The organism is Nocardia sp. NPDC127526 (genome assembly GCF_042672265.1).
In the GTDB taxonomy this organism is placed as follows: Bacteria; Actinomycetota; Actinomycetes; order Mycobacteriales; family Mycobacteriaceae; genus Nocardia.
Map to the genome: position 1 here is coordinate 427,435 of NZ_JBHXVO010000003.1, position 21,153 is coordinate 448,587.

Sequence of the window (21,153 nt, forward strand, 5' to 3'; positions counted from 1 at the left end):
AGCTGAGCTCAGAAGATCGTACGCGCTGCGAATGACGATCGCCCGCCGCGCGCCGCCGAAGACGATCGCCCCCACCCGGCGCAGGAAACGCGATCGCCCCCACCCGGAGCAGATGGGGGCGATCGTCATTCGTGCCCGGTCAGCCGACGCTGACCGGTTCCTTCTTGGACATGTCGACAGGCGCCGAGGCCGCTTGGAGTTCGCGCAGCTTCGTGCCCTCCACGTCGATATCGGGGAGGATGCGGTCCAGCCACTTCGGCATCCACCAGGACCAGGGACCCATCAGGACGAGCAGGGATGGGATGAGGACCATGCGGACGAGGAAGGCGTCGAGCAGGACGCCGGCCGCGAGGGCGAAGCCGAAGGACTTGGCGGTGGCGTCGGATTCCAGCAGGAAGGACCCGAAGACGGAGATCATGATGATGGCCGCGGAGGTCACGACGCGGGCGCCGTGATGGTAGCCGCTCATCATGGCGTGCTTGGCGGACTTGCCGCGCACGAACTCCTCGCGCATGCGGGTCACCAGGAACACCTGGTAATCCATGGCCAGGCCGAAGACCAAGCCGATCAACATGATCGGCAGGAAGCTGACCAGCGGGCGCGGATCGTCGATCAGGCCGAAGGTGCCCTTCTGGAAGATCAGCACCGTCGCGCCGAAGGTGGCCGCCATGGAGAGCAGGAAGCCCAGGGCGGCGGTCAGCGGCACCAGGATCGACCGGAACACCAGGATCAGCAGGATGAACGCGGCGCCGGCGACGATCGCCAGGTAGGGCACGATCTTGCTGAGCAGGGCGTGGTCCACATCCGCGTAAATGGCTGTGGTGCCGGTGATTCCGTACTCGATGCCGTACTCGGACTTCAGCTTGCCCTCGGCGTCGCGGGCGTCGCGCACCAGATCCTTGGTGGCCTGGTTGTTCGGCCCGGACTCGGGCACGGCATTGAGCATGGCGCCCTGGCCGTCCTCGCTGAACACCGGCGCGGTCACGTAATCCATGCCCGGATAGGAGGCGAGCTCCTCGCGCAGCGCATTGGCCGCTTCCTCGCGACGATCCGCGGCGACGCCGCTCAGGTCGGTGGCGACCATGAGCACGCCATTGCTGCCCTCGCCGAAGCCCGCGGTGCGCAGCTCGTACGCCTTGCGGACCGTGGACGTCTTGGGCATGGCGTCCTCGCCGGGCAGGCCCAGCTCCAGACCGGCGGCGGGCGCGGCGAGCGCGCCGAGCACCAGCACGCTCAGCAGCAGGGTCACCGCGGGCGCCTTGCCGATGAGGCGGGCGAAGCGCTCGCCATTGGTGACCGAGGTGTCGTCCTCGGGATCGTGCTTGGCGACCAGCGGCAGCTTCGGCTTGAACAGGAACCGGCCGAGCGCGCCCATCAGCGCCGGCATCAGCGTGATGGCGGTGAGCACGGCGAAGGCGGCCGCAATGGCGCCGCCCAGCCCCAGGAAGGTCAGGAATTCCACGCCGACGATGCTCAGCCCGACCAGCGCGATGATCACGGTCAGACCGGCGAACACCACCGCCGAGCCCGCGGTGCCGAGCGCGACACCGGCCGCCTCTTCGGGCGAATCCTGAACGGACAGTTCGGATTTGTACCGCGACACGATGAACAACGCGTAGTCGATGGACAGCGCGATGCCGATCATGGAGGCCAGGAAGGTGGTGAAGCTGGGCACCTCGATGACAGAGGTCCCGAGGAAGATCACCGAGGTGGCCGCGCCCAGGCCCACGATGGCGGTGACGATCGGAACGAAGGCCGCGACGATGGCGCCGAAGGCCACCATCATGACGACCAGCGCCACCGCCATGCCGATCAGCTCGGCCTTACCGCTGGGCTGCTCCTGCTCGGTGGCGATGGAGCCGCTCATCTCCACGGTCAGCCCGGCGTCGCGGGCGACATTGGCGATGTCGTAGGCCGCCTTGCGATCCTCGGCCTTGATATCGGTGAAGTTGGCAATGGTGAACGGCACATTGAGCACCGCGACCGAGTCGGGATCGGTCTTGCCCAGCACGTTCAGCGGCGCCTCGGAGCATTTGGAGACATCGCGATCGGCGCCGAGGCAGCCCATCTTGTCGGCGATGTCGACCGGATTGACCAGCGGCTTGCTGTGGTCGACGATGCCGAGTTCACCGAGCTTGACGATGAGGGCGTCGATGGCCTTCTTGTTCTTCTCATCGGTCAGCTTCCCCTCGGGAGCCGCGATGACGTAGGTGCCGGTGACGGCCTCGAATTTGAAGGCTTCCGACGCACCGGGGAAGTGCTTGTCGAGAATCTCGTTGGCACGCGCGGACGGCAGCTCGGGCATGCTGAAGTCATTGCTCATGGGCTCCTTGAGCTGTGCGCCCAGGCCGCCGAGCAGCATGAACAGCAGGAGCCAGACTGGTAAGACGATCCACTTGCGGCGGAAGGCGAACTTGCCCCACCGATAGAGATATACGGACACGAGGGGTCTCCTGGCGTTATTTCTCGAGGCTTTGCTTTGGGCGCGTAGGCAGCAATTGCCGCGGGAGCCCCTGCCCGGCTCTGTCCGCCTCCACGTGATAAATCTGCCTACCGTGCGGTAGGTAGACTACCGACCCGGAAAGTGGAGGAACAACCTCAATTTTTCCGGCGTTACTCGCACCGCGACGCGAGGTGAAAGGATGGGATCATGGGTGGACATGCCGTCTCGGAGACCGTTGTCGCAGGTAGAAGCACCAAGGACGCGATTCGTGACGCCGCCATCCGGTTATTTACCAGCAAAGGTTTCGAGCAGAGCAGCCTCCGCGAGGTCGCCGATGCGGTGGGAATCACAAAGGCTTCGCTCTACTATCACTACGCTTCCAAGGTCGATCTGCTGGTCGCCATCATCGAGCCGATCTTCGACGGCATGCGCGCGACGGTGGAAAGCCTGGAGGGCAAGCCCCATTCACCGGAAGCCGTGCGCGAGGTATTGCACGATCATCTGCACGACATGCTCGGCCACCGCACCGCCGGCGTGCTGTGCATGCGCGATACCGTCGCCATCGTCAATGCCCTCGGCAACCGCTATCCGGACATGATCGATCTGCATCACCGCATGGTCGAATGGCTGGCCGGCCCGGATGCCGACGATGAGGCGATCATGCGCGCCGCGGCGGCGATGCAGGTGCTCAGCGTGGCTTTCATGTCGCAGGAGGCGGTGCCCGACGCCTCCGAGGAACTCATCGAAAGCGTGTTGCTGGAATCCGCGCTCGGCGTGCTGAATCCGAGGCGATAAAGTTTCGCTTCGCCGACCACGAGATCAGGAGTAACCCGTGCACATCACCGCGAAAGTCGATTACGCGGTGCGCACGCTGGTCGAAATCGCCAAGGCGCAACAGGATTCGGTGAAGGCCGATGCCATTGTGCTCGCGCAGGACATTCCGCCGAAGGTGCTGGAATCGGTGGCGGCGGATCTGCGCAAGGGCGGATTGGTCACCAGCCGCCGCGGCCCGGACGGCGGTTACCGGCTGGCCCGGCCCGCGGGGCAGATCAGCATCGCGGATGTCATTCGCACCGTGGAGGGCCCGCTCGCCTCGGTGCGCGGGCAGCGCCCGGAGGATGTCGCCTATACGGGCGCGGCCGAGCCGTTGCAGCGGGTGTGGATCGGCCTGCGGGTGAATATCCGAGCGGTGCTCGAGCGGGTGACCATCGCCGATATCGCCAATGATCTGCTGCCGCCCTTCCTGGACGAGTTGCTGCACGATCCGGATGCCTGGACCCGTCGCGCTCGCCCGGTGAACGGTCCGGCCGAGGTCTACGAGAGCAATCCCGCCACCGAGTGGCGAGATCTGGATCAATCCGACATCTAGAACAAGCCGGACATGTGAATCGAAAACGTTCCGGCGACCCCATCGGCCAGGCGGTAGCCTGCCAACATCATGTTGATCAGACTTCTCCGCACCTTCTTGGCGCCCTACCGCACCCAGCTGGCCGGGGTCGTAGTGCTTCAGCTGATCGCGGTCATCGCCATGCTCTACCTGCCCAGCCTGAATGCCGACATCATCGACGACGGCATCACCAAGGGCGATATCGGCTACATCTGGACCACCGGCGGCTGGATGCTCGCCATCACCGCCGTGCAGATCCTGGCCCAGTCCGCCTCGGTGTACCTGGGCGCGCAGGCGGCCATGGGCGCCGGACGCGATATGCGGGCCGCGCTGCTGCACCGGGTGAGCACCTTCTCCGCGCGCGAGGTCGGCATGTTCGGCGCGCCGTCGCTCATCACGCGCAATACCAATGACGTGCAACAGGTGCAGCTGCTCATCCTCATGAGCGCGACCATCCTGGTGATGGCCCCGATCATGTGCGTGGGCGGCATCATCATGGCGCTGCGCGAGGATCTGGGCCTGTCCTGGCTGCTGCTCATCGCGGTGCCGGCGCTGGGGCTGTCGATGGCCTTCATCATCACCCGCATGGTGCCCGGCTTCCGGAAGATGCAGGAGCACATCGACAGCGTGAACCGCGTACTGCGCGAACAGATCACGGGCATCCGCGTGGTCCGCGCCTTCGTGCGGGAGCGGCAGGAGACCTGGCGCTTCGGCGTCGCCAACAAGGAGCTGACCGAGACCTCGCTGTACGTCGGCCGCTATATGGCGCTGATGTTCCCGCTGGTCATGCTGATCTCCAATGTGACCGCGGTCGGCGTGATCTGGTTCGGCGGGCACCTGGTCGACGACGGGACCATGCAGGTCGGCTCGCTCACCGCCATGCTGTCCTACATCCTGCAGATCCTGACCGCGGTCATGATGGCCTCGTTCCTGGCCATGATGGCCCCGCGCGCCGCGGTGTCGGGCGAGCGGATCAGCGCGGTGCTGGACACCGAGACCTCGGTGCAGCCGCCGCGCCAGCCCCAGGAGTTCGCCGGCGATCCGGCCTCGGTGGACTTCGCCTTCGCCGAATTCAAGTTCCCGGGCGCGGAAAAGCCGGTGCTGCAGGGGATCCGGTTCCGGGTGGAGCCGGGCACCACCACCGCCGTCGTGGGCTCCACCGGTTCGGGCAAGACCACGCTGATCAACCTGGTCCCGCGGCTCATCGATGTGACCGACGGCGCGGTCTCGGTGGGCGGCACCGATGTGCGGCACCTGGATCTGGAACTGCTGCGCAATCGGATCGGCCTGGTACCGCAGAAGGCCTACCTGTTCTCCGGCACGATCGCCTCGAACCTGCGCTACGGCAAGCCGGACGCGACCGATGCGGAGCTCTGGGCGGCGTTGGAGGTCGCCCAGGCCGCGGATTTCGTGCGCGAGATGCCGCAGGGCCTGGAAACCCCTGTCGCACAAGGCGGTACGACCGTCTCGGGCGGTCAGCGCCAGCGCCTGGCCATTGCCCGCGCCCTGGTGCGCAAACCGCGGGTCTACCTGTTCGACGACTGCTTCTCCGCCCTGGACGTCGCCACCGACGCCCGGGTCCGCGAGGCCCTGGCTCCGGAGACCGCGAATGCCGCGGTCATCATTGTCGCGCAACGCATCTCGACCATCCGCGACGCCGACCAGATCGTGGTGCTGGAGGACGGCGCGATGGCCGGGATCGGCACCCATGACCAACTGCTGCGGGACTGCCCCGAGTATCGGGAAATCGTGGAGTCGCAGTTCAGCGCGGAGGAGGTTCGATGAGGCCCGGAGCACCGAATCCCGGCGCGCCGGATGCGAAGGCCAAGTCCTTCGGTCCGTCCCTGAAGCGCCTACTACGCCGGCTGGCGCCCGAACGCCTGTTCCTGACCATTGTTTTCGCGCTGGCCGTCGTCTCGGTGGTGCTCAACACCCTGGGCCCGCAGCTGCTCGGCGACGCCACCAATCTCATCTTCAACGGCGTGGTCGGCAAGGAGATCGGCCAGTCGCTGCCGCCGGGCACCACCAAGGAGGACGCCGTCGCGGCCCTGCGCGCCGCCGGCGACAACACCTTCGCCGACATGCTCGCCAGCATGGACGTGATTCCCGGTGTCGGCGTGGACTTCTCTGCCGTCGGCCGGGTGCTGGCCCTGGTGCTCGCGCTCTATGTCGCCGCCTCGGTCTTCGGCTGGCTCGGGTCCTACCTGCTCAATATCGTCATCAACCGCACCGTCATGCGGCTGCGCAATGAGATCGAAGCCAAGATCCATCGACTTCCCTTGAGCTACTTCGACTCTCAGGCGCGCGGCGATGTGCTCTCCCGCGTCACCAATGACGTCGACAATATGGCGCAGTCGCTGAACCAGACCCTGAGCCAGCTGCTCATCTCGGTGCTGACGGTTTTCGGCACCCTGGGCATGATGTTCTGGATCTCGCCCATGCTGGCGCTGATCGCCCTGCTCACCGTGCCGTTGGCGATCGTCGTCACCGCGCAGATCGCCAAACGCTCCAAACCGCATTTCGTGGATCAGTGGAAGACCACCGGCGAGGTCAACGCTCAGGTCGAGGAGGCCTTCACCGGCCACGAGGTGGTGACCGCCTTCGGCCGCGGCCGCGAGGTCGGCGAGCGCTTCGACGAGACCAATGAGCAGCTGTACCAAGCCTCGTTCAAATCGCAGTTCATCTCCGGTCTGATCATGCCCGCCATCATGTTCCTGGGGAACCTGAACTATGTGCTGATCGCCGTGGTGGGCGGGCTGCGGGTGGCCTCGGGTCAGCTGTCGCTGGGCGAGGTGCAGGCGTTCATCCAGTACTCGCGCGGTTTCACCCAGCCGCTCACCCAGATCGGCTCCGTGATCAACCTGCTGCAATCCGGAGTCGCCTCGGCGGAGCGGATTTTCGAGATCCTGGACGCCGACGAGCAGATCCCCGATCCGGAGGTCGAGGACTCCCGTCCAGTGGACCGCGGCCGCGTCGCCTTCGAGCGGGTGTCCTTCCGCTACGAGCCCGACACCCCGATCATCGAGGAGCTCTCGCTGGTCGCCGAACCCGGTCACGTGGTCGCCATCGTCGGCCCGACCGGTGCGGGCAAGACCACCCTGGTCAACCTGCTCATGCGCTTCTACGAGGTGGACGCGGGCGCGATCACCATCGACGACGTCGACATCACCCGCATCACCCGCGACCGGCTGCGCGCCCGGATGGGCATGGTGCTGCAGGACACCTGGCTGTTCGGCGGCACCATTCGCGAGAACATCGCCTACGGCAACCCGAACGCCTCCGAGGAGGAGATCCTCGAGGCGGCCCGCGCCGCCTATGTGGACCGGTTCGTGCACGCGCTGCCGCACGGCTACGACACCGTCATCGACGAAGAGGGCTCCGGCGTGAGCGCCGGTGAGAAGCAGCTCATCACCATTGCCCGCGCCTTCCTGGCCAAGCCGTCCATCCTGATCCTGGACGAGGCCACCAGCTCGGTCGACACCCGTACCGAACTCCTGGTCCAGCACGCCATGGCCGCGCTGCGCCGGGATCGCACCAGTTTCGTCATCGCGCACCGCCTCTCGACGATCCGCGATGCCGACACCATCGTGGTCATGGAGAAGGGCCGCATCGTCGAACAGGGCACCCACGCGCAACTGCTCGCCGCCCACGGCCCGTACTACAACCTCTACCGGGCCCAGTTCGCCGCCGCCCTGGACGCGGACGACGAGGATCCCGACGCCGTCGAACTGACCAAGACCGGCGGCTAGCACGCCGTTGGGGTTTCAGGGGCGAAGCCCCTGAGAGTTACGAGAGTTGTCCTACCTGGGAGGATGGAGGTCGTGTCTGCTGAATTCTCCTTCAAGGTCGGTACCAGGCTCGACAACGGCCGGCACGGCCGCTCCGGTCTGATCAGCACCCCGCACGGTGATATCGCCACCCCGGCGTTCATCCCGGTGGGGACCAAGGCGACCGTGAAAGCGGTGCTGCCGGAGACCATGAAGGAATTGGGTTCGCAGGCCCTGCTGGCCAACGCGTATCACCTGTACCTGCAGCCGGGTCCCGACATCGTGGACGAGGCGGGCGGGCTGTCCAAGTTCATGAACTGGCCCGGCCCGACCTTCACCGACAGCGGCGGCTTCCAGGTCATGTCGCTGGGCGTGGGCTTCAAGAAGGTCCTGGCCATGGAGGCCGTCGGCGTGCAGAACGACGATGTGATCGCCAAGGGCAAGGAGCGCCTCGCCCATGTGGACGAGGACGGCGTCACCTTCCGCTCGCATCTGGACGGGTCGAAGCACCGCTTCACGCCCGAGGTGTCCATGGGCATCCAGCATCAGCTGGGCGCGGACATCATGTTCGCCTTCGATGAGCTCACCACGCTGCTGAACACCCGTGGCTACCAAGAGGAATCGCTGGAGCGCACGCGCCGCTGGGCGCAGCGCTGCCTCGACGAGCACGAGCGGTTGACCGAGGCCCGCTCGCATCGCCCGTATCAGGCGCTGTTCGGCGTGATCCAAGGCGCGCAGTACGAAGACCTGCGCCGCAAGGCCTGTCGTGATCTGGAAGCGCTGCGCGGCACGGCCGGAACGGAATTCGACGGCTACGGCATCGGCGGTGCGCTGGAGAAGCACAATCTGGGCACCATTGTCGGCTGGTGCTGCGACGAGCTGCCCGAGCACAAGCCGCGGCACATGCTCGGCATCAGCGAACCGGAGGACGTCTTCGTCGCCGTCGAGAACGGCGCCGACACCTTCGACTGCGTGAATCCCTCACGGGTGGCGCGCAATGCCGCCATCTATGTCGACGCCGGCCGCTTCAATATCGATCAGGCCCGGTTCAAGCGCGATTTCACGCCCATCGACGAGACCTGCGACTGCTACACCTGTCAGCACTACACCCGCGCCTACCTGCATCACCTGTTCAAGGCGAAGGAGATGCTGGCGTCGACCCTGTGCACGATTCACAACGAGCGCTTCACCGTGCGCCTGGTCGACCGCATTCGCGAGAGCATCGACGGCGGGTACTTCGACGACTACAAGACCGAGTTCCTGGGCCAGTGGAAGGGCCGGATCAAGGCTCCCGGCCTCTGAGGCCGACGGCATCGGGTGTGAGGACCCGGCGAGGTCCCCACACCCGAGCGGTCAGCTCCGCAGCGCGGGCGCCTCGACCGGCGCGTAGCTGGGTTCGCGCTGCTTCAGGAACGCGATGACCCGGTAGGTGATGGGCAGCACCAGCACCTCCGCGAGCGTCTTCCAGACGAAGCCGACGACCACGTAGTTGACGAACGCTCCCCAGGAGTTGATGCCGATGGCCGTGGCCGCGATGGAGCAGAAGATCAGCGTGTCGCCGAATTCGCCGACCACCGTGGACCCGATGAGCCGCGCCCACAGGTGCTTCTCCTTGGTCCGCTCCTTGATGGCGACCAGCGTGGCCGAGTTCAGCATCTCGCCCACGAAATAGCCCGCCAGGCCCGCGAGCACCAATTGCCAGGTGGTGCCGAGCACATCGCTGAAGGCCTGCTGGTTCGGATAGAACGAGGCCGCCGGCAGCTGGATGGCGATGTAGAAGCAGCCCAGCATCAGCACCAGCATGGCGAAGCCGGTGTAGATGGCCCGGCGAGCGGCCTTGAAGCCGTAGATCTCGCTGAGCACGTCGCCGATGATGTAGGCCAGCGGGAACAGGAAGAACGCGCCGTCGAGGGTCAATGGCAGGACCTCGACCGGCCCGATTTTCAGTGATTGATCGGTGAAGAATTGAACGCCCTTGGTGGCGCAGATATTCGAAATGATCAGTACTGCCGTGAACAGGGCCACGACCGGTGTGTAGTAGCCCCCCGCCGCCTTCGCGAATGCCGCGTGTTCGGTGGCGGGGCGTCCAGATTCGGCGGTATCCGCCTTAGATAGTGCATCACTCACGAAGAGAACAGGATACCCGTGTCGTTGCCGGGTGGAATAGGCTGGTCCAATGACGAATCCCGGGGACTCCGACGAGTGGTGGAAGCAGTACGGCGGTGAAGGCGTCTCGCCGGATTCCCCGTCCTCCGGATCGAATCCGATCCAGCCGACCCCGCCGCCGGCGGGTTATTCCTCCGCGCCGGATCTGCACAAGCAGCAGTCCTATACTCCGCCGCCGCAGCAGTACCCGAATTATCCGCCGTCGCAACCGAATCCGGTGCAGCAGAATCCGGCGGGCGGATATCCGCCGCCCGCACCCGCGCCCGCGTACGGCCAGAATTCCGGCGGTTACCAAACCCCGGGTTATCCGCAGCAGGGCGCGTATCCGCAGCCGAGCGGGTATCAGCCCTACGGCTATGCGCAGCAGCCCATGGGCACCAATGGCATGGCCATCGCCTCGTTGATCGTGTCGATCCTGGGTTTGAGCACCATGCTGTTCTGCTTCCTGCCGATCGGCTCGCTGGTGGGCCTGATTCTCGGGGTGGTGGGGCTGAATCAGGTGAAGCAGTCCGGTCAGGACGGCAAGGGCCTGGCCCTGGGCGGTATCTGGGTGGGCGCGGCCGGTCTGGCGATCGGCGTGGTGCTGTGGCTGTTCGTCGGTGCGGCCCTCATCAGCGGCGGCTAGCCGCGGCGCCGGATAGTTCGCGGTCGGAAAGACGAAAGCGGGGCACATCCGAAAGGATGTGCCCCGCTTCAGTTTTCGCTATCGAATCCGAACGAATCAGCCCTTGATGACCTGGGTGCCGCCGGCCAGCTTGTCGTGCCAGCCCTGCTTGTTCGGGTCCTGCTCGATGGTGACGGCGATGTAGATCATCATGCCGAGGCTCACCAGGTTGCCGATGCAGTAGACCATGCCGATCGGGACGAACAGGTTCCGCATGATCGACTGCTTCGGGTCCAGCTTGGCCGCGCCGCCCGGCGCCACGATGCGCAGGCCGAGCAGCTTCTTGCCGAGGGTGGTGCCCTGCGAGGTCTCCATCGCCACGAAGTAGGCGGTGATGATGCCGTAGGTGAGGACGGCGCCGATGATGCTGCCGACGATGCCCCCGATCGCCGACTGGACGAACCAGCTGACGATGCTGGCCGGAATGCCGGCGATCAGGAAGTCGATGATGCGGGCGCCGAAGCGGGTCCACAGATCACCGGGCTGCGCGCCGCCGCCGAAGCCGGGCGCACCGTAGCCGCCGGGCTGATTGGGGAAGGGCTGGTAGGGCTGCTGCTGGCCGTAGCCCGGCTGCTGACCGAACTGCGGCTGCTGCTGGGCGTACGGATCGGACTGGCCGTAGGGCTGCTGTCCGTACGGCTGCTGCGGCTGCTGCCCGTACGGATCGGACTGCTGACCGTAGGGCTGCTGCTGTCCGTACGGCTGGCCGGGCTGGCCACCCTGCGGGTACGGCTGCTGCCCGTACGGCTGGCCGCCCTGCGGATACTGGTTGGGGTCGTACCCACCGCTTGTCATGGTGTCGCCGTCCTCGTTCGGAAGTGGTTCGTATCGGGATCTGGTCGAGTGCGTACGTTACGGATACGAGCTGGGTTGCAACAAGCCGTTGGGATCGAGTGTCCACGGTTCGCGCGGCAGATTTTCCGGCCGGAATCGCGCGAGCAACTCCGCCGGGGTCGTAACGGCGGGATAGCCCAGCGAATCCGCCAGCAGCGCGAACACCTGGGCGGGCGTCTCGCCCAGTGCGATCCGATCGCGCAGGGTGACCGCGCCGTCGCGCTTGGCCAGCCGCTGCCCGGCGGTATTGAGTGCCAGCGGCACATGGGCGTACCGCGGGATCGGCAGGCCGAGCAGCGTGGCGAGATAGGCCTGACGCGGGGTCGAGGGCAGCAGATCGTCACCGCGCACCACCTGGTCGATGCCCTGATCGGCGTCGTCCACCACGACCGCGAGGTTGTAGGCGGGCAGGCCGTCGCCGCGGCGCAGCACCAGATCGTCGACCGCGCCGTAATAGTCGCCGTGCAGCTCGTCGGTGATGGCGAAGCCGGTGACCGCGGCCCGCAAGCGGAGCGCGGCCGGTCGTCCCGCGGCGCGGCGTTCGGCGCGTTCGGATTCGCTGAGGTCGCGGCAGGTGCCCGGATACGCGCCCATGGGTCCGTGCGGCGCGGTGGCGGCCTGCTGGATTTCCCGTCGGGTGCAGAAGCATTCGTAGGTGAGCCCGGCGGCGGTCAGCCGCTCGATCGCCGCCCTGTACAGGTCGAGGCGCTCGGATTGCCGCACCACCAGCGGGTCCCAGTCCAGCCCGATGGCGGCGAGATCCGCCAGTTGCCGCTCGGCCGCGCCGGCTTTGACGCGGTCCAGATCCTCGATGCGCATGCGGAACCCGCGTCCGGTCGACCGCGCGAACAGCCAGGCCAGCAGCGCCGTCCGCAGATTCCCGAGGTGCAGGTCGCCGGACGGGCTGGGTGCGAAACGCCCGTATCCACTCACGTCCGCCCATGCTAGGCGGCGGCCCGGGACGCACAGCGGCGGCTCCGGACCCGCAGCCGATGCGTGGGACGTTCACACGCTTCGCACCCGCGCAGTTCCTTCGCAATCTTGCGGTCTCACACAAAAGGTGTGAAGTAACAGCGTGTCTGTGAGTTCAGCGAATACGCAGGCGGGGGCGCAGATCGATCTCCGGAATGGCCTCATCCCCGGCCAGAGCGGCCAGGATGCGGCGGGCATGGGCCGTCAAACCGGGGGAATCGATGTCGTACGGAGCCGGCCCGAAGGCTTCGAGCCGGTGCACCGCGCGCTCGAGTAGGGTCCTTGCACCCTTCGGATTACCCCGTTGAATGTGGGTCAGGCCAACGGCGTATTGCGCGAGCCCTTGCCATAGCATCCTTTCGGCGAACGGCCCGTTCTTCCACGCTGCCTCCAATACCTCGTGCGCGAAGAAAGCCAGGCCGTCATCGAGCAGGCGCTGAGCGTACTCGAGCGTCTGTTCAGGTGACAGATTCAAATCGTCCGGTATGCGAGCAACACCCGGACTGCCGAATGGGAGAGGTCGCCCAAAACGGTCACGGGGTCGGGCATTCCGGGCACGCCCGGTCTCGTCACGATCCCGCTCGATAGCGTCCGGCGCATCCTCGGTCATGGCTCCATGATCCCGGATGTCAGCCCGGACCGGCCGGTCGGAGTTTGCCGGAAGGTCAGCTAATTGGCCGACAACAATTCTGCGACTTTCAAATTCCATGCGCGTCGAATTGCGGCTATTTTTGTGCAAATAATTAGCTGGCTAACCTTGCCGCATGTTTGCTGATTGAAAACGAAAGAATGCGATCTCCTTATGACGAACCCTGCTAGTGTTTAGCGCGGGAACGGCCATCGGGGGTGCATTCCCACCGTGAAGTGCAGAGAGTGGGTTGTACGGGGAGGTTGCGTGCAGCCCGAGGCGTACGACGGATCCGCGAATCTCCATGGATCCCAACCCCTTCAAGATCGATGCCAGCAAGATCTCGTGCTTGACGCAAGAAAGGAGCTAGTACTGTGAACGTTGATTACACAGGCGCGGTTTGGCGTAAGAGCAAATACAGCGGCCCCAACGGTAACTGCGTAGAGGTCGCGTTTCTCAAAGGCGGCAATGTCGCGGTCCGTGACAGCAAGGACCACGGCACCGGGCCGATCTTGGCGTTCACCCCTGGCGAGTGGGATGCGTTCGTATCGGGCGTATCCGATGGGGAGTTCAAGCGAGCCTGAGCCAGACGAGCCTGAACTGTAAACAGGGGCCCCGAGTCGACGTGGACTCGGGGCTTTTCGCTGGAGACGGTGCGGGCCTACTTGTGGCCGTTGCCCTCCACGCGGCCGTTCTCCTGCGCCCGGCGCAGCACCGCCAGCTGCTGGTGCTCCGCCTCCTGCTCGACCACCCGGTTCTGCTCCCGCTCGGCGGGCGGGTCGGCAATGAAGAAGCTGCCGGTCCCCGGGCGGCCGGCGATGCCGAGTTCGTTCATCTTCTTGGGCACGCGAGCCCCTTGATATTCCAGCGGAACGGGGTGCCCGTGCTCGTCCACCGGCCCGAGCGGCTGATGCAGCTCGATGTACTCGCCGTGCGGAAGCCGCCGCACCACACCGGTTTCGATGCCGTGCTCGAGCACGGCGCGGTCGCTGCGCTGCAGGCCCAGGCACAGCCGGTAGGCGGCGAAGTAGGCCAGCGGCGGCCCGAGCAGCAGGGCGATGCGGAAGAACCAGGTGGTGGCATTGAGCGAGATGTCGAACTGCAGGGCGATGATGTCGTTGACACAGGCCAGGGTGAGGATGACGTAGAAGGCCAGCGACATGGCCCCGATGGCGGTGCGCACCGGCACATCCCGCGGGCGTTGCAGCAGATTGTGGTGGGCGCGATCGCCGGTGAGGCGTTTCTCGATCCACGGATACACGATGAGCAGCACGAAGATCAGCGGCATGAGAATGCCGACCGCGAACGCGCCCGGCACCGTGTGCCCGAAGATGTAGAGCTCCCAGGCCGGGAAGAGCCGCAGGAAGCCGTCGGTCCACATGAGGTAGAAGTCCGGCTGGGTGCCGGCGGAGACCTGAGAGGGGTTGTAGGGCCCCAGATTCCAGATCGGATTGATCTGCAGCAGCCCGCCCATGAGGGCCAGGACGCCGAGGGTGAAGGCGAAGAACGCACCCTGGTCCAGCGAGAACACCGGCACGATGCGGGCGCCGATCACATTGCGCTCGGTGCGGCCGGGGCCCGGGTACTGGGTGTGCTTCTGGTACCAGACCAGCGCGATGTGCACGGCGATGAGCGCCAGCATGATGCCCGGGAACAGCAGCACGTGCGCGATGTAGAGGCGGGGCAGGATGATGGTGCCCGGGAAGTCGCCGCCGAACATGAGCCAGTGCAGCCAGGTGCCCATGACCGGCGCGCCCATGGTGATGCCGGCGAAGGCGGCGCGGAGCCCGGTGCCGGAGAGCAGATCGTCGGGCAGCGAATAGCCGAAGAAGCCCTCGAACATGGCGATGATCAGCAGGATCGAGCCGATCACCCAGTTGGCCTCGCGGGGCCGGCGGAAGGCGCCGGTGAAGAACACCCGGCACAGGTGCACGATCATGGCGGCGGTGAACAGCAGTGCGGCCCAATGGTGTACCTGCCGCACGAACAGTCCGCCGCGGACGTCGAAGGAGATCTCCAGGGCGGTCTCGTAGGAGCGGGACATGGTGACCCCGCGCAGGGGCTGATAGGACCCGTTGTAGATCACCTCGGTCATGGAGGGATCGAAGAACAGCGTCAGATACACGCCGGAGAGCAGCAGAATGATGAAGCTGTAGAGCGCGATTTCGCCGAGCAGAAACGACCAATGGGTCGGAAAGATCTTGTTTATCGATCTTTTGACGAAGTTCGCGGCCTGATACCGCTCATCCGCCGAATCGGCTTGTTCGGCCAGTCGACTTCTGGTTGCCATCGCGGTCACCCGCTCCCGCAGAGAGTGGTAAGGCTTCTACTACAAACGGTAGCACCCAACCGGTCTGCGCCGTACGGACTTTGGATAAGGTCATCGCGTGAATTCCCTGGCGCCACGGGACGCCACCATGTACTGGTTGTCCGCCCGGACCCGCAACGATCTGTTCCTGCTCTACTGCTTCGCCGAGACCGGCGCCACCGCCGGCGAGCTGCGCGCGGCCATCGCCGCGCGGGCGGCGCGGGTTCCGGATTTGCTGGTACACGTGCTGGATACTCCTGCAAACATTGCGTATCCGATTTGGGCGCCTTGCGAATTCATGGTGGACCAATTCACCGAACCTCCACTGCCAGACGCCACCTGGGCGAATGTGACCGAGGCCCTGGGTGAGCTACTGGGGACGGGGGTGCGCGCGCAATATCGCCCGTGGCGGGTGCACGTCTTCCGGGGAATCAGCGGCGCACCAGGTTTCGAACCCGGTGAACGCGCCCTCGTCGCGGTCCTGCAACTGTCACACGCGCTCGCCGACGGCCGCCGCGCCGGCGCGATCGCCCGCGCGCTGTTCGGCGAAACCGCCGCCGAGCCCACGCCCGAGCCGGGCAAGAATCGCTCGACGCCGCTGAACCGCGTGTTCGCCGCCGGACAGCGGCGGCTGCCCGCCGCGGTGGCGCGCATCGTCCCCGCCCGCTGGCTCGCCGCGGCGGCCGCCCTCCCCGCGCTACCGATCGGCATGGCCCGCACGGTTTTTCGCGGCGTGGCCGCCTATCGCGCCGAACGACAGCTTGCCGAACTCACCGCGGCCGAGGAGATTCCGCCGCCCACGCCCGGTGCCGCGCCCAACGCACTGAACGGTGCGGGCCGCGCCCCCGCCGGGCATGCGGTCCGCATGATCGTCCGGGACGCGGACAGCGTGCGCGTGCCCGGCCACACCGTGACCGTCGTGGTGCTGACCGCGGTGTCCCTGGCGCTGCAGCGCCACCTCGACCGGCACGGCGAACCCGGTGACGAGCTGCTGGCCCAAGTTCCGATGTCGATAACCGGAGCGGACCGCACCCGCAACAGCTATCGCGATCTCTCGGTGGATCTGGCTGCGCGCGAACCGGTGCTGCCGCTGCGCGCGGCCCGCATCGCGGCCGAGCTCGCGTCCCGCCGCGAACGCGCACTGCACCCGTTGCAGGAAGTCCGCGCCCGCGCCAACGACGAGCTCCCCGCCGCCCTGCTCCACCGTGATGTGACTCACTATCCGATCGAGGCTCTCCCGGAACGAGTTTCGGGTCACACCGTCGTCTCCAGCGTGCACCGCGGCCCCGCCGATCTGTCCTTCGGCGGCGGCCGGGCCCGTTTCACCGCCGGCTTCCCGGCCCTCGGCTCGGTCATGCACCTGACCCACGGCGTGCACGGTCTCGGCGACAACGTCACCATCTCGGTGCACGCCGACCCCGCAGTCGTGCCGGATCTCGACGCCTACGCCGGTTTGCTGGATTCCGCACTGTCGGAGGTGGCTTCCGCACTGCGAACCATCCCGGACAAAGCGAAGACCCCGGCGGACCGAGTCCGGCCGGGGCCTTCGTGAGCGGAGGATAGGGGATTTGAACCCCTGAGGGCTGTTAACCCAACCCGCGTTCCAGGCGAGCGCCATAGGCCACTAGGCGAATCCTCCGCCGAGCAATATACCGGCTGCCCCCCGGGTTCGACCAAATCGGGTAGTCGGGGGCTACTTCTTGCGCAGTCCGTCCAGGGCTTTCTGGACCTGAGCCTTGGCGACCTGAGCGACTTCTTCCTTGCTCACGGTCTCGCCCTCGCCGCGGTCGACGCTGATCTCCACCTTGACCGAGACATTGCTGTCGCGGACGGCCACGGTGTAGTCGAGCACGGTGAACGAGGAGTAGTCGCGGACCTCGGCGTGCCAGTAGCCCTCCTCGCCGATGCCGGTGACATCGCCGGAGGACAGGCCGCTGCCGGTGGTGCCGGTGTCGTACTGCTTCCAGTTCTTGTAGGACGGGTCGCCGTAGGCGCTGTTGAACGCCACTTCGAGGGTGATGTCGGCCTCGTTGGTGTGGTACTTGTTCGTGGTCGACTGGCTTTCGTAGCCGGCCTGGCAGTTGAGGCTGCCGCCGCTGTAGTCGGTGGGCTGGGTCTCGGAATGCTCCGGGGTGCCCGAGGAGGTCGAGGCCCACTTGGTGAGCACCGACGGATCGATCAGGCTGCACGCATTGGTGACCTTCTCCATGGAGTAGTTGCCGTCCATGGCTTCCTTGTCGCCGCCCAGCCCGGCGGTGATCGACGGTTTGTCGTCCTGGCTCAGCGCGACCGCGCCGATGCCGATGCCGGCCAGCACCACCAGGCCGATCACGCCGCCGATGATCCAGCCGGCCTTGCCGCCGCCGGACGGGGGCGGCGGGGCCGGATAGTTGTAGCCGCCGGCCGGCGCGTACTGCTGCTCGGGCGCGTACTGCTGATTGGGGTAGGCCTGCTGGCCGGTGTAGGCCGGCTGCGCCTGCGGCATGGGCGGGTAGGTCTGCTGCGGCGGAAGCTGCTGCGCCGGCGGCGTGTACGGCGGCACCGCTCCGGCGTTGTAGTTCAGCATGGTCGGATCGGCGACCGGTTGGCTCGAGTCGGTCCCGGCGGGCGGCGTGGACCACCACTGCGCGGTTTCCTGGTGCTCGGCCGGATCCTGCGGTCCGCCCGAACCTGGATTGGAGCTAGTCACTACTGGATTCCCCTCCGGTACTGAGCGGGTCGCCCCGCCATGTCGGGAGCATCGTAACGACCCGGGGCGGCGCGGGTCTCGGTGAGCCGCTACACTGGCCGACGGATCCAGCGCGGCGCGCATCCTGTGAACTCCCCCAGGGCCGGAAGGCAGCAAGGGTCAACGGGCTCTGCCGGGTGCGCTGGGTCCCCTTTCATTTATGGGGTCGTTCCGGGGCATATATAGCTCCCATCCAGGCCGTGCCGCCGAGTAACGTGGGCGCTTGGGTCCGCGTGGACCCGGACAAATAACTCCTAGCCCCTGGAAAGGCTGCCTGATGCCTCGGCAAACGCAGATCGGTTTGATGAGCCATGCGGAACTCGTCACGGAACACGAGACGCAGAACGCGAACTACGCGAAGCTCAAGACCGAGAAGCTGACGCTGGACATTACCCGCGGCAAGCCCGCGCCCGAGCAGCTGGACCTGTCTCTCGATCTGCTGTCGCTGCCGGGCGCCGACGACTACCGCGACGGCAACGGCACCGATGTCCGCAATTACGGCGGTCTGCACGGCCTCCCGGAACTGCGCGCCATCTTCGGTGAACTGCTCGGCATCCCGGTGTCGAATCTGCTGGCCGGCAACAATGCCAGCCTGCAGCTCATGCACGACGTGATCGTGTTCTCCATGCTGCACGGCAATGCCGACTCCTCGCGCCGCTGGGTGGACGAGCCGGTGCTCAAGTTCCTGTGTCCCGCACCGGGTTACGACCGGCACTTTGCCATCACCCAGTCGCTCGGCTTCGAGATGATCCCGATCCCGATGGGCCACGACGGGCCGGATGTGCACGCCATCGCAGAACTGGTGGCCGCCGATCCCAGCATCAAGGGCCTGTGGGCGGTGCCGAACTACTCCAACCCCACCGGTGTCACCTTCTCCGAAGCCGTGACGCGCGAACTGGTTTCGATGCCTGCCGCCGCGCCGGACTTCCGCCTCTTCTGGGACAACGCCTACGCGGTGCACCCGCTCACCGATACCGCCGATCCGGTCCTGGATGTGCTCGGCATGGCGGAGGCGGCCGGAAACCCCAACCGCCCCTACGTCTTCGCCTCCACTTCGAAGATCACCTTCGCGGGTTCGGGCGTCAGCTTCTTCGGCTCCTCCACCGCCAACCTGGAGTGGTACCTCAAGCACGCGGGCAAGCAGAGCATCGGCCCGGACAAGGTCAACCAGCTGCGGCACCTGCGCTTCTTCCGGGATGCCGAGGGCGTGCGCGCGCACATGCAGAAGCACCGCGCCATCCTGGAGCCGAAATTCAAACTGGTGCTGAAGATTCTGGAGGATCGCCTGGGCGCCTCCAAGGTGGCGTCCTGGACCGAGCCCAAGGGCGGCTACTTCATCAGCCTGGACGTGCTGGAGGGCACCGCGAGCCGGGTGGTGGCGCTGGCCAAGGACGCGGGTATCGCGCTGACCCCGGCGGGTTCGTCGTTCCCGTACGGAAATGACCCGGAGGACAAGAACATTCGCCTCGCGCCGAGCTTCCCGTCGCTGGCGGAGCTGGAGAAGGCCATGGACGGCGTCGCGACCTGCGTCCTGCTCGCCGCCACCGAGAAACTGCTGAACCAGTAGGACGGCGAAGGGGCGCACACCGGCGGGTGTGCGCCCCTTTTTCGTTTCGCGCTAGGCGGGCTTGTGTGCCAGCACCGCGAAGATGGTCACCGACAGGTGGATGTCCCCGGTGCGCGCACCGGCCTCGAGATCGGCCAGCAGTTGATCGCGCTGCTTCTCGGTAATGGCATGCCGCGCCACGGCCCGGTCGGCGATGCGCGCCACGAGCGCGCCCGCGCCCACGCTGCCGTCCTGGATGAGGGCGTGCGAGCCGATATCGTCCACGACCAGCCCGGCGGCGGTGAGCTGCCCGGCCAGCTTCCGGCCCGCGAACGGGTTGGTGGTGCCCGCGATCATGGTCTCGATGACCTCGTGCACCACGCTGCGGTCGCCCGGATGCACGATGGCGGTGCCCCAGTCGCTGTCCGTGAGGACCACCCGGCCGCCCGGCTTCAGCACCCGCGCGATCTCGCCGACGGCGCGGGCCGGGGCGGTCAGGTGCTGGAAGACGCGTTCGCAGAGGGCGGCGTCGAAGCTGTCGCTGCCGAACGGCAGCCCGTAGGCGTCGCCGGTCACGAATTTGGCGGTCGATCCGGCCTGTGCGGCGCGGCGCTCGGCGGCCGCCAGCAGGTGCGGATCGGGCTCCACGCCCATGGCCGTGCCGGTGGGCCCGACCAGTTCGGCGAAGGCCATCACCTCCGAGCCGGAGCCGGATCCGATATCCACGGCGCTCTCGCCGGGCTGTAGCGCGAGCGCTTCGTGAGCCCAGTTCCGCAGCCGCTTGATTCCGGGTAGCGCGGCTTGCAGATCCTGGACGTCGACCAGTTGATCCTGGCCGTCGCGGTCGAAACGGTCCGGTCGCAGTCCGGACCCTGCGCCGGGGTGCGGCGCGGTTCCCACTGAAGAAATAGCCATGGTGTCGGGCATGGCGCCGAGCCTAGTCGTGACCCGCGTCACCGCAACCGCGGATGGATGCGATGATTCATTGCATGGTGAGTCGCAAGCTGATGATTGCTCAGGAACCCGCCGCCGACGAACTTCTCTCGACGGATGATTTCGCCCTTTTGGTGGGAATGACCCTCGATCAGCAGTACCCCATGGAGCACGCCTTCCGCGGTCCGCAGAAAATCGCCGATCGGATGGGCGGGTTCGATATCCACACAATCGCCGCCGCCGATCCGGGCGAATTCGAGGAACTGGCCGCCACCCCGCCGGCCATCCACCGGTACGGGCGTTCCATGGCCCGGCGGGTCCAGGAGCTGGCCCGATACATCATCGACAACTACGGCGGTGAAACCTCCGGCCTGTGGACAGACGGTAATCCGGATGGCAAGGAAGTGCTGCGGCGGCTGAAAGCGCTGCCGGGTTTCGGGGATCAAAAGGCCCGAATCTTCCTGGCTCTGCTGGGTAAACAGGGTGGCCTCACCGCCAAGGGCTGGCGCGAAGCGGCAGGAGCATACGGCGAGGACGGTTCCCGCCGTTCGGTCGCGGATGTCACCGATGCCGAATCCCTCACTCAGGTACGGGAATTCAAGAAGCAGGCCAAGGCCGCCGCGAAGGCGAAGTAGCGGCTATCGAATCAGGGTGGTTTTTACCCTCCCCAGCGATTCTCCGATCCTCTTATATGTGACACAGTCCGCTGGTCAGCAATCAGCGGGCAAAGTTCACTGTTCGGGCACCTTGGCGACATCTTGCGTTTGTCGCGCCCGG

18 protein-coding genes, 1 tRNA gene and 1 other RNA gene are annotated in these 21,153 nt (G+C 66.3%); 11 read left to right on the forward strand and 9 right to left on the reverse strand.

Going from position 1 to position 21,153, the window contains the following annotated elements:
* Nucleotides 1-139: 139 nt before the first annotated feature.
* On the reverse strand, nt 140-2,443 hold the full coding sequence (locus ACFVIV_RS08145) for an MMPL family transporter (protein WP_379194071.1): 2,304 nt from the start codon (nt 2,441-2,443) through the stop codon (nt 140-142).
* 207 nt (nt 2,444-2,650) lie between these two features.
* On the opposite strand from ACFVIV_RS08145, the gene ACFVIV_RS08150 reads away from it, so the two are divergent.
* From ACFVIV_RS08150 to tgt, 5 genes are all read left to right on the forward strand, one after another.
* The gene (locus tag ACFVIV_RS08150) at nt 2,651-3,238 is read left to right on the forward strand and encodes a TetR/AcrR family transcriptional regulator (RefSeq protein WP_379194072.1); all 588 of its coding nucleotides are present in this window, start codon (nt 2,651-2,653) and stop codon (nt 3,236-3,238) included.
* Nucleotides 3,239-3,275: 37 nt separating this feature from the next.
* Nucleotides 3,276-3,812 (forward strand): RrF2 family transcriptional regulator, encoded by a 537-nt coding sequence (locus ACFVIV_RS08155; protein ID WP_379194073.1) that lies wholly within the window; start codon nt 3,276-3,278, stop codon nt 3,810-3,812.
* A gap of 69 nt (nt 3,813-3,881) precedes the next feature.
* Complete coding sequence (locus ACFVIV_RS08160) at nt 3,882-5,615, forward strand: ABC transporter ATP-binding protein (protein ID WP_379194074.1); 1,734 nt, start codon at nt 3,882-3,884, stop codon at nt 5,613-5,615.
* Nucleotides 5,612-7,579 (forward strand): ABC transporter ATP-binding protein, encoded by a 1,968-nt coding sequence (locus tag ACFVIV_RS08165; protein ID WP_379194075.1) that lies wholly within the window; start codon nt 5,612-5,614, stop codon nt 7,577-7,579. The genes ACFVIV_RS08160 and ACFVIV_RS08165 overlap by 4 nt, the downstream gene beginning before the upstream one ends.
* Before the next feature lie 72 nt (nt 7,580-7,651).
* Nucleotides 7,652-8,899 (forward strand): tRNA guanosine(34) transglycosylase Tgt, encoded by a 1,248-nt coding sequence (gene tgt / locus ACFVIV_RS08170; RefSeq protein WP_379194076.1) that lies wholly within the window; start codon nt 7,652-7,654, stop codon nt 8,897-8,899.
* 51 nt (nt 8,900-8,950) lie between these two features.
* Here tgt and ACFVIV_RS08175 read toward each other — a convergent pair whose 3' ends face one another.
* Nucleotides 8,951-9,724 (reverse strand): queuosine precursor transporter, encoded by a 774-nt coding sequence (locus tag ACFVIV_RS08175; protein WP_379194077.1) that lies wholly within the window; start codon nt 9,722-9,724, stop codon nt 8,951-8,953.
* Nucleotides 9,725-9,773: 49 nt separating this feature from the next.
* Here ACFVIV_RS08175 and ACFVIV_RS08180 point away from each other — a divergent pair, with 49 nt between their 5' ends.
* On the forward strand, nt 9,774-10,388 hold the full coding sequence (locus tag ACFVIV_RS08180) for a DUF4190 domain-containing protein (RefSeq protein ID WP_379194078.1): 615 nt from the start codon (nt 9,774-9,776) through the stop codon (nt 10,386-10,388).
* A gap of 96 nt (nt 10,389-10,484) precedes the next feature.
* On the opposite strand, the gene ACFVIV_RS08185 is transcribed toward ACFVIV_RS08180, so the two are convergent.
* The 3 genes from ACFVIV_RS08185 to ACFVIV_RS08195 form a co-directional block, all read right to left on the reverse strand.
* Complete coding sequence (locus ACFVIV_RS08185; protein ID WP_379194079.1) at nt 10,485-11,222, reverse strand: RDD family protein; 738 nt, start codon at nt 11,220-11,222, stop codon at nt 10,485-10,487.
* Nucleotides 11,223-11,279: 57 nt separating this feature from the next.
* Entirely contained in the window at nt 11,280-12,194 is a 915-nt protein-coding gene (gene gluQRS / locus ACFVIV_RS08190) for a tRNA glutamyl-Q(34) synthetase GluQRS (RefSeq protein ID WP_379194080.1), read from the reverse strand.
* 154 nt (nt 12,195-12,348) lie between these two features.
* The gene (locus ACFVIV_RS08195; RefSeq protein WP_379194081.1) at nt 12,349-12,843 is read right to left on the reverse strand and encodes a DUF309 domain-containing protein; all 495 of its coding nucleotides are present in this window, start codon (nt 12,841-12,843) and stop codon (nt 12,349-12,351) included.
* Between the two features lie 392 nt (nt 12,844-13,235).
* Between ACFVIV_RS08195 and ACFVIV_RS08200 the strand changes: the two genes are divergently transcribed.
* Nucleotides 13,236-13,445, forward strand: coding sequence for a DUF397 domain-containing protein (locus tag ACFVIV_RS08200; RefSeq protein ID WP_379194082.1), 210 nt, complete (start codon nt 13,236-13,238; stop codon nt 13,443-13,445).
* Between the two features lie 77 nt (nt 13,446-13,522).
* Here ACFVIV_RS08200 and ACFVIV_RS08205 read toward each other — a convergent pair whose 3' ends face one another.
* Nucleotides 13,523-15,151, reverse strand: coding sequence for a cytochrome bc complex cytochrome b subunit (locus tag ACFVIV_RS08205; protein ID WP_379194083.1), 1,629 nt, complete (start codon nt 15,149-15,151; stop codon nt 13,523-13,525).
* 97 nt (nt 15,152-15,248) lie between these two features.
* On the opposite strand from ACFVIV_RS08205, the gene ACFVIV_RS08210 reads away from it, so the two are divergent.
* On the forward strand, nt 15,249-16,721 hold the full coding sequence (locus tag ACFVIV_RS08210; RefSeq protein ID WP_379194084.1) for a hypothetical protein: 1,473 nt from the start codon (nt 15,249-15,251) through the stop codon (nt 16,719-16,721).
* Nucleotide 16,722: 1 nt separating this feature from the next.
* Here ACFVIV_RS08210 and ACFVIV_RS08215 read toward each other — a convergent pair.
* Nucleotides 16,723-16,808 (reverse strand) — tRNA-Ser (locus ACFVIV_RS08215).
* 54 nt (nt 16,809-16,862) lie between these two features.
* Nucleotides 16,863-17,858 carry a hypothetical protein gene (locus ACFVIV_RS08220; protein WP_379194085.1) on the reverse strand — a complete coding sequence of 332 codons (996 nt, stop codon included), beginning with the start codon at nt 17,856-17,858 and terminating at the stop codon, nt 16,863-16,865.
* Between the two features lie 100 nt (nt 17,859-17,958).
* On the opposite strand from ACFVIV_RS08220, the gene ffs reads away from it, so the two are divergent.
* Nucleotides 17,959-18,053, forward strand: an RNA gene (ffs, locus tag ACFVIV_RS08225) — signal recognition particle sRNA small type.
* Between the two features lie 121 nt (nt 18,054-18,174).
* Nucleotides 18,175-19,464 carry an aminotransferase class I/II-fold pyridoxal phosphate-dependent enzyme gene (locus ACFVIV_RS08230; RefSeq protein WP_379194086.1) on the forward strand — a complete coding sequence of 430 codons (1,290 nt, stop codon included), beginning with the start codon at nt 18,175-18,177 and terminating at the stop codon, nt 19,462-19,464.
* A gap of 51 nt (nt 19,465-19,515) precedes the next feature.
* Here the strand turns inward: ACFVIV_RS08230 and ACFVIV_RS08235 are convergent, their stop codons facing one another.
* Nucleotides 19,516-20,370, reverse strand: a complete 855-nt coding sequence (locus tag ACFVIV_RS08235; protein ID WP_379194087.1) for a methyltransferase domain-containing protein — start codon at nt 20,368-20,370, stop codon at nt 19,516-19,518.
* Between the two features lie 62 nt (nt 20,371-20,432).
* Here ACFVIV_RS08235 and ACFVIV_RS08240 point away from each other — a divergent pair, with 62 nt between their 5' ends.
* The gene (locus tag ACFVIV_RS08240; RefSeq protein ID WP_379194088.1) at nt 20,433-21,011 is read left to right on the forward strand and encodes an HhH-GPD-type base excision DNA repair protein; all 579 of its coding nucleotides are present in this window, start codon (nt 20,433-20,435) and stop codon (nt 21,009-21,011) included.
* Nucleotides 21,012-21,153: the final 142 nt, after the last annotated feature.